Origin of the sequence: Rhizobium altiplani (assembly GCF_001542405.1) — a bacterium.
In the GTDB taxonomy this organism is placed as follows: domain Bacteria; phylum Pseudomonadota; class Alphaproteobacteria; order Rhizobiales; family Rhizobiaceae; genus Rhizobium; species Rhizobium altiplani.
In genome coordinates, this window is the sequence record NZ_LNCD01000065.1 from 72,641 (window position 1) to 86,616 (window position 13,976).

A 13,976-nucleotide genomic window follows, 5' to 3' on the forward strand; every position below is an offset into this window, starting at 1 on the left:
GATCTCCTGTGCGTTTTCCGAGACTTAGCCGGAGCCGCGCAAAAACGCCAGCGTCACCGCAGCTTCGCCGCATTTCTGTAACAGGAAAGCCGCAAACAAATTTTCGTGGTGTCCATGTTTCGTTCTTTTTTCCAGGCCTCCCTCGCCCTCTCTTTGTGTATTCCAGGCACAGCGGGCGCTGTCGACCAGCCGAAACAGCTGGTGATGATCTCGTTCGACGGTGCGCACGACAATGCGCTCTGGCAGAAAAGCCGTGAGATGGCCGCCAAGAACGGCGCCCGCTTCACCTACTTCCTCTCCTGCACCTTCCTGATGAACCAGGCGGCCAAGAAGGCCTATCAGGCGCCGCACCAGAAGCTTGGCAAATCCAATGTCGGCTTTGCCCAGGGCGACGACGAGATTCGCGAGCGGCTCGGCAACATCTGGCACGCCCACCTCGAGGGGCACGACATCTCGAGCCACGCTTGCGGCCACTTCGACGGACGACAGTGGAGCGAGGCAGATTGGGGCAAGGAGTTCGCCACCTTCCACGCCACCTTGAAGAATGCCTGGAAGAGCGTCGACCTCGAAGAACCGAAGGGCTGGCAGGACCTGGTCGACCATGGCATCCACGGCTTCCGCGCGCCCTATCTCTCGGCAACGCCGGGCGCCGATATGATCGCCGCGGAAAGGAAGGCCGGTTTCACCTATGACGCCAGCCTGGTGACCAAGGGGCCGACCCTGCCGGTCGAGGAAAGCGGCATCATCCGCTTCGGCCTGCCACTGATCCCCGAGGGCCCGCGCGAAAAACCGATCATCGGCATGGACTACAACCTCTTCGTTCGCCACTCCAACGGCGAGGAAGACAAGGCCGATTCGAAGGCATTCGAAGACCGCTCCTATGCCGCCTTCAAGGAAGCCTTCGACAAGCAGTATTCAGGCAGCCGCATCCCGCTGCAGCTGGGCTTTCACTTCGTCGAGATGAACGGCGGCGCCTATTGGCGCGCGCTCGACCGGCTGGTCAGCGATGTCTGCCGTCGCGCGGACGTAGCCTGCGTCAGCTATTCGGAGGCGATCCCGATGATCGAAGCGCGGGGTAAGCTGCAGGACCAGACGCAAACATCGGGTCTGTAAGCAGGCATTGCCATCCCTTCCGCCTTTTGCCGGCGCGGCCATCTGGTCCGTTTGCAATTAGCGCTTACGCGACTACCTTCTGTCCTACGCCACCCTCCTCGTAGTGGCGGAGAGAAGACGACCGGGAGCTAGTCATGTGTCGGAATATCAAACCCCTCTTCAATTTCGATCCGCCAGCAACGGACGAGGAGATCCATGATGCGGCGCTTCAGTTCGTGCGGAAGCTGAGCGGAACGACCAAACCATCGAAACGCAATGAGGCGGCGTTCGAACGTGCGGTCAATTCGATCGCGAAATGCGCCCACGAGTTGCTTGATTCACTGGAGACTTCCCAGCCTCCTCGTGACCGTGAAGAAGTGGCCGCAAAGGCTCGCGCGAGAACAGCGATGCGGTTCGCCTAGGAGGGCCTCACAGCCGACGACTCTAGCCGTCGGCGTGAACGATGCCAGCCTCGCGCTCCAGATAGCGTTGGTCGATATCCGGCAGCGGCTCGCCTTCGATCGCGGATTCGAAGGTGCGAAGGCGCTTGTAGATCGACAACAGCTCGACGATGGTCGTCCAGGAATTGACGAGATACTGGAACGAGCCGCGCACCTGGTCGAAGACGTTGTTGATCTGCGTCATCAAGCCGAGCGTCAGCTTGCCGGCGACGATCGACGGCACGAGCACGATCAGGCTGAAGAGGTTATCCGCCTGCAGATAGAAGATGCGGGCGACGTTGAAATACATGTAGTGGAAATAGAGCCGGAAATAGTTGCGGCGCACATTGGCGAAAAGCTCGGCGACAGTCGGCGGCGTCGCGCGGTCGGCATGGTCTTCGCCGTAGACGAGTTCCTTGCGGTAGGAGGCTTCGACGCGCTGGTTGCGGAACTCGAGGCCCGGCAGCTTGATGCCGACCAATCCGAGGAAGACTGTTCCGAAGATCGACCAGAAGATTGCGGCCCAGACGAGCGCGTGCGGCACCTCGCCGATCAGCGGCAACTCGGTGATATTAGCGCCGATCTTGAATAGCACCGGCAGAAAGGCGATCAGCGTCATGACCGAGCTGACGAGGCTGACGCCGAGGCTTTCGACCGTGGAGGAAAAGCGCATTGTGTCTTCCTGGACACGCTGCGAGGCGCCCTCGATGTGCCTGAGCTTCGGCCAGTGCGCCATGTAGTATTCGTTCATCGCCGTGCGCCAGCGGAAGATCCAATGGCTGACGAAGAAGAGGTTGAGCACGCCGACGGTGATCGCCACGAAGGCGATGCCGGCAAAGCCCAACATGCCGAGGTAGAGTTGCATTGCGGTCACCGGCGCCGTCTTTGCGAGCGCCTGCTGGATCAGGTCATAGAACGGTCCATACCACGCATTGATGGCGACGCTCACCTGAACCGAAAAGTAGGTGTTGAAGATGATCAGTGCCGAGCCGAGCACCGACCACATCTGCCAGCGATGCGGGCTGTAGGTAAACCAGAAGGCGGCGAAGAGCGCCACGGCCAAAGCATAATAGATGTAGAACCACAGGAACGGAGCCGACCAGAAGACCGAAACACCGATTGGAGCCTCCGCCCCTGGAGCCAGCGGCGGGAGGCCGATCACCGAGCCGAGGCCGGAACCCACGAAATACCAAAAGAGAACGGCCAGAAGTGCCCAAGCAACAGCTGAGATGAAGAAAAGCCTGGGCCTGGGGAAATACGATACGAACACGGGAGAGCTTGCTTTCCTGAACTGGAGTCTTCGGTGTCTCTAAACAGACAGATTGCGGCGAAAACTACGGCAGTTCGCAAAGAGCGGCAATGGCCTCACCCCATTGTTACGCACTTGTAACGCGCTATGACAGCTTTTTGGCGACCGGCATCACCAGCATTGCGCACACCAGCAGCGCCGCCGCGGCAGCGTAAGTCGGCGTCGTAAAGCTGCCGGTTCGCTCTGCCATCCAGCCAGCAACAATGGGGCCCACAATCTGCCCGACTCCGAATGCTGCCGTCATCGTCGCCAATATCCGGCGCGGGCTGGCCGGCGAAAGTTTACGGCCGATCTGCAGGCCATAGGCGGTGATCGCGAGGAAGGTCGCTCCAAACAACGCTCCCCCAATCAGCGGCGCAACAGAGTGCGGCAGTAGAACAGTCGCCAACACACCGACCGCCTCGATAAACAGCGCCGCCACGTAGACCCAGCCCAATCCTAGCGGACGGACGAACGGCTTCCATGCAAAAAGCGCGACCGAAGCTGTCAGGCCGGCGATGAACCAGCAGAGAAACTCAACCATCGGCCCGGCGGCATCCATGCGCGCGATCGTCACCAGAAATGTGCCTGTAATCACATAGCCGAACCCGAACAGGCCATAGGACGCCGTGACAAGCAGCATCGGCAGGCTCCAAGCGATCCGCGGTTCCTTGCCGGTCTGTGCCGCGGCAGCCGGGCCCGACGGCAGCAGCCACCAGACTGCCAGCAGGCTGAGAGCCGAATAGATCGCGCCTCCAACCCAGGACGCCCGCCAGGCGTCGCTGCTTCCATCAAAGAACAACCCGACCAGCAGCACCATCACCGATGAAAGCGCGATGCCGGCACCCGGGCCGCCGAAATGGGCTGCCTGCACATGGTCGTTACCGGCCATGGCTCCGTGGCTAAGTACGATCTGCGAACTGAATACGAGAGCAAAGGCACTCGCAACACCCGCCAGGAAGCGGATGACTGCAAAGACCATGACGGATGTCGTCGTCGCCATCGCAGCAAGAAGCAATGCTGTCGCCGCAAGCGCAAGGAGTGCGACCTTGCGCTCACATCCTGTTGCCCACCCGTAGGCGGCGAGAACAGCGCCCACCAGATAGCCGACGAAGTTCGCAGAGGCGATGAAGCCGGCATCGGCGGCCGAGAGCGGCACGCCGCTGATCATGCTCGGCAGGATCGGCGTGTAGGAAAAGCGTCCAAAGCCCATCGCGGCGGCCATGGCGATGGCGCCTGCAAGGCCAGTTCGAAACAAGTTTTCGGGGAAAGTTTCATTGCGTGCCAACATGGCGTGTTTATCGCGCTGCAGCACGGCGCCGACAATCAAGAATTTCTGATCGATTGATCAATCTCACGAAATGATACCGCCAGCCCTTGAAAGGGACCATCTTACGATATATGTTTTACGACATAGTGAAAGATACATCTAAGGAGTGACCTATGAGAGGTTTTAGAGGCGGAATGATGGGTGGTGGCGGTTTTCGCATGGGGCGGAAATTCGCATCAGGCGACCTGCAACTGGTGATCCTGGCCCTGCTGGTGGAGCAGCCCCGCCACGGCTACGAGTTGATCAAGCTCTTGGAAGAGCGTTCGGGCGGTTTCTATGTTCCAAGCCCCGGCGTAATCTATCCGGCGCTAACCTACCTGGAAGAAACCGGCCTTGCCGACGTGGAGAGCGAAGGCACCAAGAAGCTCTACCGGATCACGGAGAGCGGCCGCCGGCTCGTCGAGGAGAACCAGTCGATGATCGACATGACGCTCGGAAAGCTGGAGAAAATCGGCGCGAAGATGGCGCATGTCCGCAAGATTTTCGACCCAGAAAGCCGCAATGGCGATCGGGACGAGGACGCATTTCCGGAAGACAAAAGCGAAGTCGCAGCTGCACGAATGCTGCTGAAATCGGCCCTCCGGCTCCGCTATCCCTGGTCGAAGGACGAGGCCAAGCGCATCGCCGGCATTCTGGAGCGCGCGGCCGGCGAAATTCTTGCCGGCGGACGTTCGGGCGAGTGAGGCCTCAGCCTTCCGGCAGCGTCAGGATCAGCGGGCCATTTCGCGTGGCGACGACCGTGTGCTCGTATTGCACGGTCGGGGCCTCCGGGTCCGCGTAGAGCGTCCAGGCGTCGTCGCCGCCTTCCGCCCATGTTGCGCCGAGCGAGAGGAACGGCTCGACCGTGAAGACGAGGCCTTCCGTGATCATTCGCTTCTCGGACGGATCCGGCCAGGTCGAGAGCTCGGCCGGCTCCTCGTGCAGCGAACGGCCGATCCCGTGGCTCGCCAGATTGGCAACGAGCGTATAGCGATTCTTCAGGGCGAAGGCGCCGACAGCCTGCCCGATCTTGGCGAGCGGCTCGCCCGGTTTCACCTGGTTAAGCCCAACCCACAGCGCCCTTTTGCCGTCGCGGCAGAGCTTTTCGATCTTGGACCTGTGCGGCGGAACACTGAACGACGCGCCGGTGTCGGAAAAGAATCCGTCCTTCTCCGCTGAGACATCGATATTGACCAGATCCCCCGGGCGAATGACGCGCGGGCCTGGAATGCCGTGGGCGATTTCCTCATTGACGCTGATGCAGGTCGCACCGGGAAACTGGTAGCAAAGTTCGGGCGCAGAACGCGCACCGGCATCTTCCAACACTTTGCGGCCGATCTGATCGAGCTCCAGGGTCGTGATACCCGGTTCAAGCGATGCGCTCATCACTTGCAGGGCATTGGCGCAGATTCGCCCGATTTCCTTTAGCTTGAGGAGTTCGTCTTCGCTTTCAATGATCATGAATGTCTACCCGGCCTTCTTCGGCCGGTCGGCCGGCTCTCGATCAGGATGAGAGCACGACGGCGTTCAGAATCCAATTCATCCTTTACGGCATCATGCTCCAGCTTCAGGCGGTGGCTTTCGCCTCTTCGTCGCTTTCAGTCAATGCCTTTCTGACGAGCGGCGCGACTTTCGTGCCGTAGAGTTCGATCCCGCGCATGATCTGGTCGTGGGGCATCAAGCCGATCGCCATCTGCAGCAGGAAACGGTCGTTCTTGAACAACCGATGGTGCGCGATGATCTTCTCCGCGACCAATTCCGGATCGCCCACGAAGAGCGCGCCGCTAGGTCCGCGGGACATGTCGAAATGCGCCCTGTTCGTCGGCCCCCAGCCGCGCTCGCGGCCAATTCGGTTCATGACCTCGGCCTGCGGGCCGTAGAACTGAGCGGCAGCAGCGTCCGTCGTATCGGCGATGAAGCCGTGCACGTTGATGCTGGTCTTGAGCTTCGATGCCTCCTGCCCGGCTCGGCGAGCCGCCTCGCGATAGAGGTCGAACAGCGGCGCGAAACGGCGCAGCTCGCCGCCGATGATCGCCAGTGCCACTGGCAAGCCCATCGCGCCCGCGCGCGCAACCGATTGCGGCGTGCCACCAACGGCGATCCACAAGGGCAAGGGGTCCTGCAGCGGCCGCGGGTAAACGCCACGCCCATTGATCGGCGCACGCAATTCACCCGACCAGGTGACCACTTCCTCGTCGCGGAGGGCCATCAGCAGGTCGAGCCTTTCCTCGAACAGTTGGTCGTAGTCCTCGAGATTGTAGCCGAACAGCGGGAAGGACTCGATGAACGAGCCTCGTCCGGCCATGATCTCGGCACGCCCGTTCGAAAGCAGGTCGAGTGTTGCGAACTGCTGGAAGACCCGAACCGGATCGTCTGAACTCAGCACGGTCACTGCGCTGGTCAGCCTGATGTTCTTCGTTTTCATCGCAGCGGCCGCGAGAGCGACGGCCGGAGCCGAGGCCGCATAATCGGGCCGGTGGTGCTCGCCCAATCCGAATACGTCGAGCCCCACCTGGTCCGCGAGTTCGATTTCATCGATCAGATGCTTCAGCCGCTCGGCCCCTTCCTCACCCTTGCTTCGGCTCGGGTTCGGGTTCACGTCGGCAAAGGTGTAGAGGCCCAGTTCCATCGCTCGCATCCCGTTGTATCTACTGATGGAGATAAGGACTGAGCGGCCTCAGGGCAAACATAAATTCTGGAACCGATCGTTCGAAAAATATCGATAAGCAGTACCGCCGCGACCTGGGATCGCGGCGGAACTTTGATTCTGAAATCAACGGTTTCAGCGCCTGAATGGAATCATTTTCCGAACGGCTTCGTATCTGAGATAAAGGCCACCCCATGCAATGAGCCCGAGATAGCCGCCGAACAGCAGATGGGAAAAGACCGGGCTCCCGACACGCAGATGCGTCGCGATCGCGCCTCCGAGCAGACCGGTGAGTAGGATTGCGCCGAGCACCGACGTCCGCGGAATTGCATAGAGCAGCGCGCACAACAGCGTCAGGGAACCGAGGCCACGAGCAAGCATCGGGTCGCCCGAATAACCGAGCGCCGCCATAGTCTCCGTGACCGGCACGATCGGCACCAGCTTGATCGCGCCGTCGAACACCAGGAAGGCCACGATCAGCCCGCTCATGACAGTGCCGGTGACGGTCTGCCAGCGCGGAAGCCCGGCAGTTGAATCAACAATTGCAGACATGCCTCTATCCCCCTGTTTCGATTCTAGTCTCAGATCGCGGGCAGCAGCTCGGCGAGCTGGTCGGCGCATTTGCCCCAACCTTCGTGGAAGCCCATCTGCTCGTGCTGTTCCTTGTCGGCCGCAGTCCAGTGCCGCGCCTTCGCGGTATATTTCGTCCGGCCGTTGCCGAGGTCTTCGAGCAGGATGATGCCGACGAAGAACGGCTTTTCGGATGGCACCCAGGCGCTGGTGAACGCATCGGTGAAGACGATCTTCTCGTTTTCGACGATCTCCAGATAGACACCGCGGTTCGGAAATTCCTGGCCCTCGGGGCTGCGCATGACGATGAGGTTCGAGCCGCCCGGCCGTGCATCGACTTTCACATCAGCAAGGGTCCAGGGACGTGGTACGAACCATTCCTTCATCAGGACAGGATCGGTCCAGGCCTTGAAGATCTTCTCGCGCGGAGCGTCGAATTCCCGGACGAGAACCAGTTCGTGTTGGGCTTCTGCGGTCATCTCGGCATTCCTCCTATTGAGTGAAACCTGTTTTCGATCAGGTTGTTACAAGGACGTGGGAGGTTTTCCGGTTCCGACAACCCGGCGCAATTATTTCTGGAATTATTTGGCGATCGGCTGCGCGGCCCCATGGGCGAGGCTGTCGATCTGCTGGCGGATATGCGCGGCTTCCGCTGCCGAATGAGCAAGTGCTATGGCGCGATCGAAGGCCTCGTGCGCCTCGCGGGCACGACCGATCTGCTTCAGCAGACCGCCACGCAGGCCGTGATAGTAGAAGTAGCCATCGAGCTTCTCGCCAAGCGTTTCGACGAGTGCCAGCGCCACGTCCGGCCCTTTGAGTTTGGAGACGGCGACGGCGCGGTTGAGCGTAATGACCGGCGACGGTTGAACACGCTCCAGCGCCCGATAGAGCAGCTCGATCTCTTCCCAGTCCGTATCCTCGGCGCGCCTGGCCCGCGAATGCAGGGCAGCGATCGCCGCCTGCAGCTGGTAAGGCCCCGGTTGGCGATGACGGATCGCCTTGTCGAGCAGCGCCAGCGCCTCGTTGATCAGCTCGCGGTTCCACAGCGAACGATCCTGATCCTCGAGCAGCACGATATCGTCCTCACCGTTGAAACGGGCCTGGCGCCGCGAGATCTGTAGGAGCATCAATGCGAGCAGACCCATCAGTTCAGGCTCGCCGGGGAAGATGCGCAGCTGGAGCCGCGCGAGCCGGATCGCCTCGTCGCTGAAGGCACAGGCGTCGTGCTTCGGATCCGCCTGGCTGTAGCCCTCGTTAAAGATCAGGTAGATCATCGTGCTGACGATCGAGAGCCGCTCGGCCCGCTCCTGCGCGTCCGGCGTCTCGAAGGGCACGCCGGCCTTGGCAACGCGAGCCTTGGCCCGCGTGATCCGCTGCTCCATCGCGCTTTCGCCAACAAGAAAGGCACGCGCGATCTGCTGTACGGACAGGCCCGAGACGATGCGCAGCGCCAATGCGATCTGTTGCGTCGCCGGCAGATCCGGGTGGCAGCAGATGAAGAGCAGCCGCAAGATATCGTCGCGATAGTTGGAATCATCAAGCCGTTCGGCAATATCGCTCTCGGCATCGCTGGTATCGGAGATCAGTTCTTCATCCGGAAGTGCCTGCGTCTTCGAACGCTTGCGCACGGCGTCGATGCCACTGTTGCGGCCGACGAAGATCAGCCATGCCGTCGGATCGCGCGGCGGCCCCTTATCCGGCCAGGTGCGGATGGCGCGCAAACAGGCCTCCTGGAAGGCCTCCTCCGCGATATCGAGATCGCGGAAGTACCTGAGCAGCGCACCAAGCGCTTTCGGTCGGGCCGAAGCAAGCGTCACGTCGATCCAGGCAATGTCTGTCATGCCGAAGAAACTCCCGGTCGGAACACGTAGAACGGCCGAATTTCGTAAGAGGTAGAACCCGGGTTGACCGTGGAGAGCTCCTTGGAGAACGCAACGGCCTCCTCCAGACTGTCGAAATCAACCACGTAAAAACCGAGGAGTGCTTCCTTCGTTTCTGCGAAGGGGCCATCGAGAACGAGCGGTTCCTCCTTGCCCTTGCGCACGGTGGTCGCCGCCGTCGTCGGCATCAGCCGGCCGACAGGACCAAGCTTGCCGCGCTCGGCCAGAGGTGCCTGAACCGCATAAAGCTTCGCCATTACGGCGTCTTCCTCCTCCTTGGTCCAGGAGAACACCGTCTCTTCATTGGCGTAGCAAAGGATTGCATAAAGCATGTCTTACTCCTCTTCCTGAATGACGAAGGAGTAGCGCGACATCCGACAGGACGCAGCAAAAAATTGCAGCGCGCAAAAGGAGATGCCGCGGTTCCGCCGGCAGCGGTCGGCGTGCCGAATGCTGCAAACGGACAACGCCTTTCGCAAGCCCTCCTTGCTAAAACGGTCGGGCCTGAGGAGCGCCAGCTATCTCCGCTCCATCCAGTCAGCCTGATTCGACGCTGATGGCCTCCTGTACGGCCAGCTCCGCCATCGCCAACGCAGCCTCGCGAGTCTTGGCTGCGGCGACGAAGCGGCCGTTGTGGCAGAAGGTTGCGCCCTCGACGCCGCAGACGGCCTCCAGTTCGTGATTGGTCAGGCCGGCCCAGGCAGCAGGCAGATCCGCGCGAAGTGCGAACCCCTCGTCCCCGCGGCGAATGCCGGTGACGCACCAATCCCTTTCTCGCGGATGAACGACAAAGAGCAGGTGATCGGCGCCCGCCTTGACGATCGCGGGACGGAAAGGCATTCCCATCGGAAGTTCGAGTACGCGCCCCTGACCCGTACGCTCTATTGCCTGAAGCACGAGTGTCTCGGCCCGCAATTTGGCAGCGCTTTGGGCGACCTTCGCCTCGACAAAGCTGCGGGCGATGGCGACGGCGTCCTGAAATCTGCGATCATCGGCATTCGCGTCCGTTTCGTCGAACACCGGCTTCAAGGTTTCCAGCAAGGTCGGCAGCGTCAGTCCTGCCAGCGGTCCCGACGGGCTGAGCGCACCATTGTCAGTCAGATCGATCGGCAACACGAAGGAAAGGTCGAACGAGGCATGCAATGCCGCGACGTGAGCCTCTGGAATGCCGGTGACAACAAGATAGTCGTGGCCGTAGTGCTTCCAGACCAGGCCGAACGAACTGTAGGGCTGCCCATCGTCACGCAGCGGTGCGCCACGCTGATGGTGGTCGAAGATACGCTGAGAGGCATCATACGCGCCGCCGACGTCATAGATGATGCGGTCGGCGCCCGGCCTGATCCACTCCGGCGCCCTGCTGCGGATCACTCGAGCCTGCGGGAAGAGCCGGGTGAGGATGACGCTCGACAGCACCTCATCCGCATGGAAGCCACCGGAATGAGTGACGAGGAACTCTGGAGTCATGCAGGATGCGCCCTTGTTGGTTTGCGGAAGCCGCTTGCGGTCGGCAGCTCATAGCCCTTGCTGGCGGTCATCTCAACCCGTCACTGCCCGTCGTGCCCGCTTCAGTTCCGGCTATAGGGCCTAGTCTAGGCGGCATGCTCAATCGAAACTGCAACCCCACGCCCCAGCGAATTGGCGACCATGCAGACCTCCTTCGCCCGTTCGATCACACGTTCGGCGCCGTCGCCATCCTGCTTTTCGCAGAGAACGGTCATCTCGGCCGATTTGGCGAGCTGCGGGCTCCCCTCGAGCTCCAGGACTACCGAGACCGCAATCCTGCCAAGCAAGACGCCCATCTCTTCGGCGACATAGCGCAGGTCGTTGCAGAAGCACCCGCCGAGCGCCAGCGCCAAAAGCTGCGCGCCGTTGAAGCCGAGCCCCTGCCCACCGGCCTTCCCCTCCGGACGATCGACAACGATGGTGTGCGAACCGGCCCACCCCATCGCCGCTTGCGTACCCTCGACATTCCGCAGCTCCACCGTGATCGCAACCATGCCAACTCTCCGTGACTGAAACAGGCAAGTCCGAACACGCCGCAGTTTCGCGCGACCTGACGGGAAACTCGGTGCATATTATCCGCATCGATCCGACGGGAGACAAGGACATGACGCCTCCACCGTATTTGAATGACCCCAAGGTCTACATCGATACCGACACCTTCATTGACCTCGTCAGCAAAAAGACACGGTGCCTGATCTGCTGCGAACCCCTCGACAGTAAAGTGGTCAACCGGGAACACGTCCTGCCCAAGTGGATCCTGCGGAAGTACGACCTCTACGACAAGGAGGTCAGCCTGCCGCACGATTACCATGGCCGGCGATACGGTCGCCACACGATCCCCTGCTGCAAGGACTGCAATTCGATGCTCGGAAGAAAGCTTGAACAGCCGGTGCGGCGATTAATGGAAGGCGGACACTCGAAACTTCTGCGCCATCTCGACGGTGACGCACAACGCCTGCTGTTTGCCTGGCGTTCCTGGATCTTCCTGAAGTTCCTGATCAAGGACGGCGCCATCCCGATCAACCCCGATCACCGCGTGGAAGCGGTGATGCAAGACAAGAACACCGACTGGGCGACGCTGCATCACATTCATTGCCTCGCCAGATCCCCCTACACCGGCGCGCATATCGCGCCAGAGGTGTTGGGCTCGATCGTCATCCTCGCGATTGACGACGATCGCTATCGTGAGGACTTCGACTTCGTCACCGTGCACGAAACGCAAACCATCATGATCCGTCTCGGCGATCTCGCCATCATCGCCAACCTGAGCGACAGTGGCCGCTCGATGGACATCATGCACCGGTTTGTTCTGCCCACAAGACAGGAGAGGTTTACGATCCTGCAGGCGCTTGAAATCTGCGCCGACATGTCGGCAACGACAACGCGGATCAAAGGCAAGCCAGTCTATTCCACGCGCATCGAACAGGCCACGGGCCGCCCCTCGATCCACGCGGACCTACCCGTCTACGAGGCCAACCCTGTCGATCCGGGCACACGCGCCGCAATATTCGAACTCGTTTACCGAGAGCATCTGCCACACCTGAAGATAGCGGGCAGCGACATGTCCGCCCTGCAAGCCATCAAGGAGAACCGTTTGACTTTTCTCGAGCATCGCATAAGCCGAGCCGCTGGCGAGATCGAGGAATAGCCGACCTACCTGCACCCTCAGCGAACGGGACCACGCTCGTCAGACGTCGGCAAGCGTGCGTTTGATGGCACTCCGCCATCCCTTCAGCTTCGCCGCACGCGTCTTCTCGTCCAAGCTTGGTTCGAAACGGCGGTCGCGTTTCCAACTCTTGGCAAACCCAACGCGGTCCGGCCAGACACCGGCCTTGCTGCCGGCAAGCCAGGCAGCGCCAAGCGCCGTGGTTTCGAGAATGACGGGCCGATCGACAGGCGCGTCGAGAATGTCCGCAAGCCGCTGCATCGTCCAGTCGGAGGCGACCATGCCGCCATCGACACGAAGGACGGTGCTCTCCACGCCGCCCTTCCAATCCTTGTGCATGGCATCGAGCAGATCGCGGGACTGGTAGCAGACCGCCTCGAGCGCGGCCCGAGCGAATTCCTTCGGCCCACTGTTGCGCGTCAGGCCAAAGATCGCCCCACGGGCGTTGGCATCCCAATGCGGCGCGCCGAGGCCGGTGAAGGCGGGAACCAGGTAGACCTCTTGTGTCGGATCCGCGGCATCGGCCAGCTCGCCGGTGCGCGAGGCGGTATCGATGATGCCAAGCCCGTCGCGAAGCCACTGCACCGCGGCTCCCGCGATGAAGATCGAGCCTTCGAGCGCGTAGGTGGTCTCGCCATTCAGCCGATAGGCGATCGTCGTCAACAGCCGGTTCTTCGAGCGAACCATGTCGCTGCCGGTGTTGAGCAGCGCGAAGCAGCCGGTGCCGTAGGTCGACTTCATCATGCCCGGCTCGAAGCAGGCCTGCCCGATGGTCGCGGCATGCTGATCCCCGGCGACGCCGAGGATCGGGATCTCCGCTCCGATGATTGCTTTCTCGGTCGTGCCGAAATCGTCGGCGCAGTCCTTTACCTCGGGCAGCATGGCGACCGGAACGCGCAGGATGTCGAGGAGATCCCTGTCCCACGTGTTGTCGGCAATGTTATACATCAGCGTGCGAGAGGCGTTCGTCGCATCGGTCGCGAACACCTTGCCGCCGGTCAACCGCCAGATCAGGAACGTATCGACCGTGCCGAAGCACAATTCGCCCTTGGCGGCGCGTGCCCGTGCGCCCTTGACGTTCGCGAGCAGCCACGAAAGCTTGGTGCCGGAGAAATACGGATCGAGGAGAAGGCCGGTTTTCTTCGTAAAAGTCTTTTCGAGATCCTGTCTCTTCAGCTTGTCGCAATAGCTTGCGGTGCGGCGATCCTGCCAGACGATCGCGTTGTGGATCGGCTTGCCGCTCTCGCGTTCCCAGACCACAACCGTCTCGCGCTGGTTGGTAATGCCAAGCGCCGCAATGTCCTTTGCCGTGATCCTGGCCTCACGGATCGCCATCTTGATCGTCGAGATGACGGAATCCCAGATTTCCTCTGGATCGTGCTCGACCCAACCGGATCGCGGATAGATCTGGCGGAACTCCTTCTGGCCCGCACCGGCGATCTTCATCTCGCCGTCGAAGACGATCGCCCGTGTCGACGTCGTCCCCTGATCGATTGCCAGAACATACCCGCTCATGCCAGCCCTCCCGCTGATCGTGATTGTCGGGAGAAATCAATAGGACAGGAGGGCGATTGAGGAAAG

At 61.2% G+C, this 13,976-nt stretch carries 15 protein-coding genes; 4 read left to right on the forward strand and 11 right to left on the reverse strand.

Going from position 1 to position 13,976, the window contains the following annotated elements:
- Window positions 1-114 precede the first annotated feature (114 nt).
- On the forward strand, window positions 115-1,113 hold the full coding sequence (locus AS026_RS14565; protein WP_062370327.1) for a polysaccharide deacetylase family protein: 999 nt from the start codon (window positions 115-117) through the stop codon (window positions 1,111-1,113).
- Between the two features lie 134 nt (window positions 1,114-1,247).
- A complete protein-coding gene (locus AS026_RS14570) occupies window positions 1,248-1,514 on the forward strand; it encodes a DUF2277 domain-containing protein (RefSeq protein WP_018857551.1) in 267 nt (88 codons plus the stop codon).
- A gap of 22 nt (window positions 1,515-1,536) precedes the next feature.
- On the opposite strand, the gene bacA is transcribed toward AS026_RS14570, so the two are convergent.
- Window positions 1,537-2,802 (reverse strand): bacteroid development protein BacA, encoded by a 1,266-nt coding sequence (bacA, locus tag AS026_RS14575; RefSeq protein ID WP_018857550.1) that lies wholly within the window; start codon window positions 2,800-2,802, stop codon window positions 1,537-1,539.
- A gap of 124 nt (window positions 2,803-2,926) precedes the next feature.
- A complete protein-coding gene (locus AS026_RS14580; protein WP_062370403.1) occupies window positions 2,927-4,135 on the reverse strand; it encodes a YbfB/YjiJ family MFS transporter in 1,209 nt (402 codons plus the stop codon).
- Window positions 4,136-4,263: 128 nt separating this feature from the next.
- On the opposite strand from AS026_RS14580, the gene AS026_RS14585 reads away from it, so the two are divergent.
- Complete coding sequence (locus tag AS026_RS14585; RefSeq protein ID WP_062370329.1) at window positions 4,264-4,833, forward strand: PadR family transcriptional regulator; 570 nt, start codon at window positions 4,264-4,266, stop codon at window positions 4,831-4,833.
- A 4-nt stretch (window positions 4,834-4,837) separates the two neighbouring features.
- On the opposite strand, the gene map is transcribed toward AS026_RS14585, so the two are convergent.
- The 8 genes from map to AS026_RS14625 form a co-directional block, all read right to left on the reverse strand.
- Complete coding sequence (gene map / locus AS026_RS14590; protein WP_062370331.1) at window positions 4,838-5,590, reverse strand: type I methionyl aminopeptidase; 753 nt, start codon at window positions 5,588-5,590, stop codon at window positions 4,838-4,840.
- A gap of 106 nt (window positions 5,591-5,696) precedes the next feature.
- Window positions 5,697-6,758, reverse strand: coding sequence for an LLM class flavin-dependent oxidoreductase (locus AS026_RS14595; RefSeq protein WP_062370333.1), 1,062 nt, complete (start codon window positions 6,756-6,758; stop codon window positions 5,697-5,699).
- A 153-nt stretch (window positions 6,759-6,911) separates the two neighbouring features.
- On the reverse strand, window positions 6,912-7,328 hold the full coding sequence (locus tag AS026_RS14600; RefSeq protein WP_062370335.1) for a DoxX family protein: 417 nt from the start codon (window positions 7,326-7,328) through the stop codon (window positions 6,912-6,914).
- A 29-nt stretch (window positions 7,329-7,357) separates the two neighbouring features.
- Window positions 7,358-7,825, reverse strand: a complete 468-nt coding sequence (locus tag AS026_RS14605) for an SRPBCC family protein (protein ID WP_062370337.1) — start codon at window positions 7,823-7,825, stop codon at window positions 7,358-7,360.
- A 102-nt stretch (window positions 7,826-7,927) separates the two neighbouring features.
- The gene (locus AS026_RS14610; RefSeq protein ID WP_062370339.1) at window positions 7,928-9,187 is read right to left on the reverse strand and encodes an RNA polymerase sigma factor; all 1,260 of its coding nucleotides are present in this window, start codon (window positions 9,185-9,187) and stop codon (window positions 7,928-7,930) included.
- Window positions 9,184-9,558, reverse strand: a complete 375-nt coding sequence (locus AS026_RS14615; RefSeq protein ID WP_062370342.1) for a YciI family protein — start codon at window positions 9,556-9,558, stop codon at window positions 9,184-9,186. Before AS026_RS14615 ends, AS026_RS14610 begins: the two co-directional genes overlap by 4 nt.
- Before the next feature lie 205 nt (window positions 9,559-9,763).
- Window positions 9,764-10,690: an MYG1 family protein gene (locus AS026_RS14620; RefSeq protein ID WP_062370345.1), complete on the reverse strand. Its 927-nt coding sequence runs from the start codon at window positions 10,688-10,690 to the stop codon at window positions 9,764-9,766.
- 125 nt (window positions 10,691-10,815) lie between these two features.
- Window positions 10,816-11,223 carry an OsmC family protein gene (locus AS026_RS14625; RefSeq protein ID WP_062370347.1) on the reverse strand — a complete coding sequence of 136 codons (408 nt, stop codon included), beginning with the start codon at window positions 11,221-11,223 and terminating at the stop codon, window positions 10,816-10,818.
- A gap of 71 nt (window positions 11,224-11,294) precedes the next feature.
- On the opposite strand from AS026_RS14625, the gene AS026_RS14630 reads away from it, so the two are divergent.
- Entirely contained in the window at window positions 11,295-12,377 is a 1,083-nt protein-coding gene (locus AS026_RS14630) for a hypothetical protein (protein ID WP_245307512.1), read from the forward strand.
- Between the two features lie 39 nt (window positions 12,378-12,416).
- Here the strand turns inward: AS026_RS14630 and glpK are convergent, their stop codons facing one another.
- Complete coding sequence (gene glpK / locus AS026_RS14635; RefSeq protein WP_018857538.1) at window positions 12,417-13,910, reverse strand: glycerol kinase GlpK; 1,494 nt, start codon at window positions 13,908-13,910, stop codon at window positions 12,417-12,419.
- Window positions 13,911-13,976: the final 66 nt, after the last annotated feature.

Coding starts and splice junctions, on each gene's coding strand:
- AS026_RS14565 (WP_062370327.1), top strand. CDS start 115: ATGTTTCGTTCTTTTTTCCAGGCCTCCCTCGCCCTCTCTTTGTGTATT.
- AS026_RS14570 (WP_018857551.1), top strand. CDS start 1,248: ATGTGTCGGAATATCAAACCCCTCTTCAATTTCGATCCGCCAGCAACG.
- AS026_RS14585 (WP_062370329.1), top strand. CDS start 4,264: ATGAGAGGTTTTAGAGGCGGAATGATGGGTGGTGGCGGTTTTCGCATG.
- map (WP_062370331.1), bottom strand. CDS start 5,590: ATGATCATTGAAAGCGAAGACGAACTCCTCAAGCTAAAGGAAATCGGG.
- AS026_RS14595 (WP_062370333.1), bottom strand. CDS start 6,758: ATGGAACTGGGCCTCTACACCTTTGCCGACGTGAACCCGAACCCGAGC.
- AS026_RS14600 (WP_062370335.1), bottom strand. CDS start 7,328: ATGTCTGCAATTGTTGATTCAACTGCCGGGCTTCCGCGCTGGCAGACC.
- AS026_RS14605 (WP_062370337.1), bottom strand. CDS start 7,825: ATGACCGCAGAAGCCCAACACGAACTGGTTCTCGTCCGGGAATTCGAC.
- AS026_RS14610 (WP_062370339.1), bottom strand. CDS start 9,187: ATGACAGACATTGCCTGGATCGACGTGACGCTTGCTTCGGCCCGACCG.
- AS026_RS14615 (WP_062370342.1), bottom strand. CDS start 9,558: ATGCTTTATGCAATCCTTTGCTACGCCAATGAAGAGACGGTGTTCTCC.
- AS026_RS14620 (WP_062370345.1), bottom strand. CDS start 10,690: ATGACTCCAGAGTTCCTCGTCACTCATTCCGGTGGCTTCCATGCGGAT.
- AS026_RS14625 (WP_062370347.1), bottom strand. CDS start 11,223: ATGGTTGCGATCACGGTGGAGCTGCGGAATGTCGAGGGTACGCAAGCG.
- glpK (WP_018857538.1), bottom strand. CDS start 13,910: ATGAGCGGGTATGTTCTGGCAATCGATCAGGGGACGACGTCGACACGG.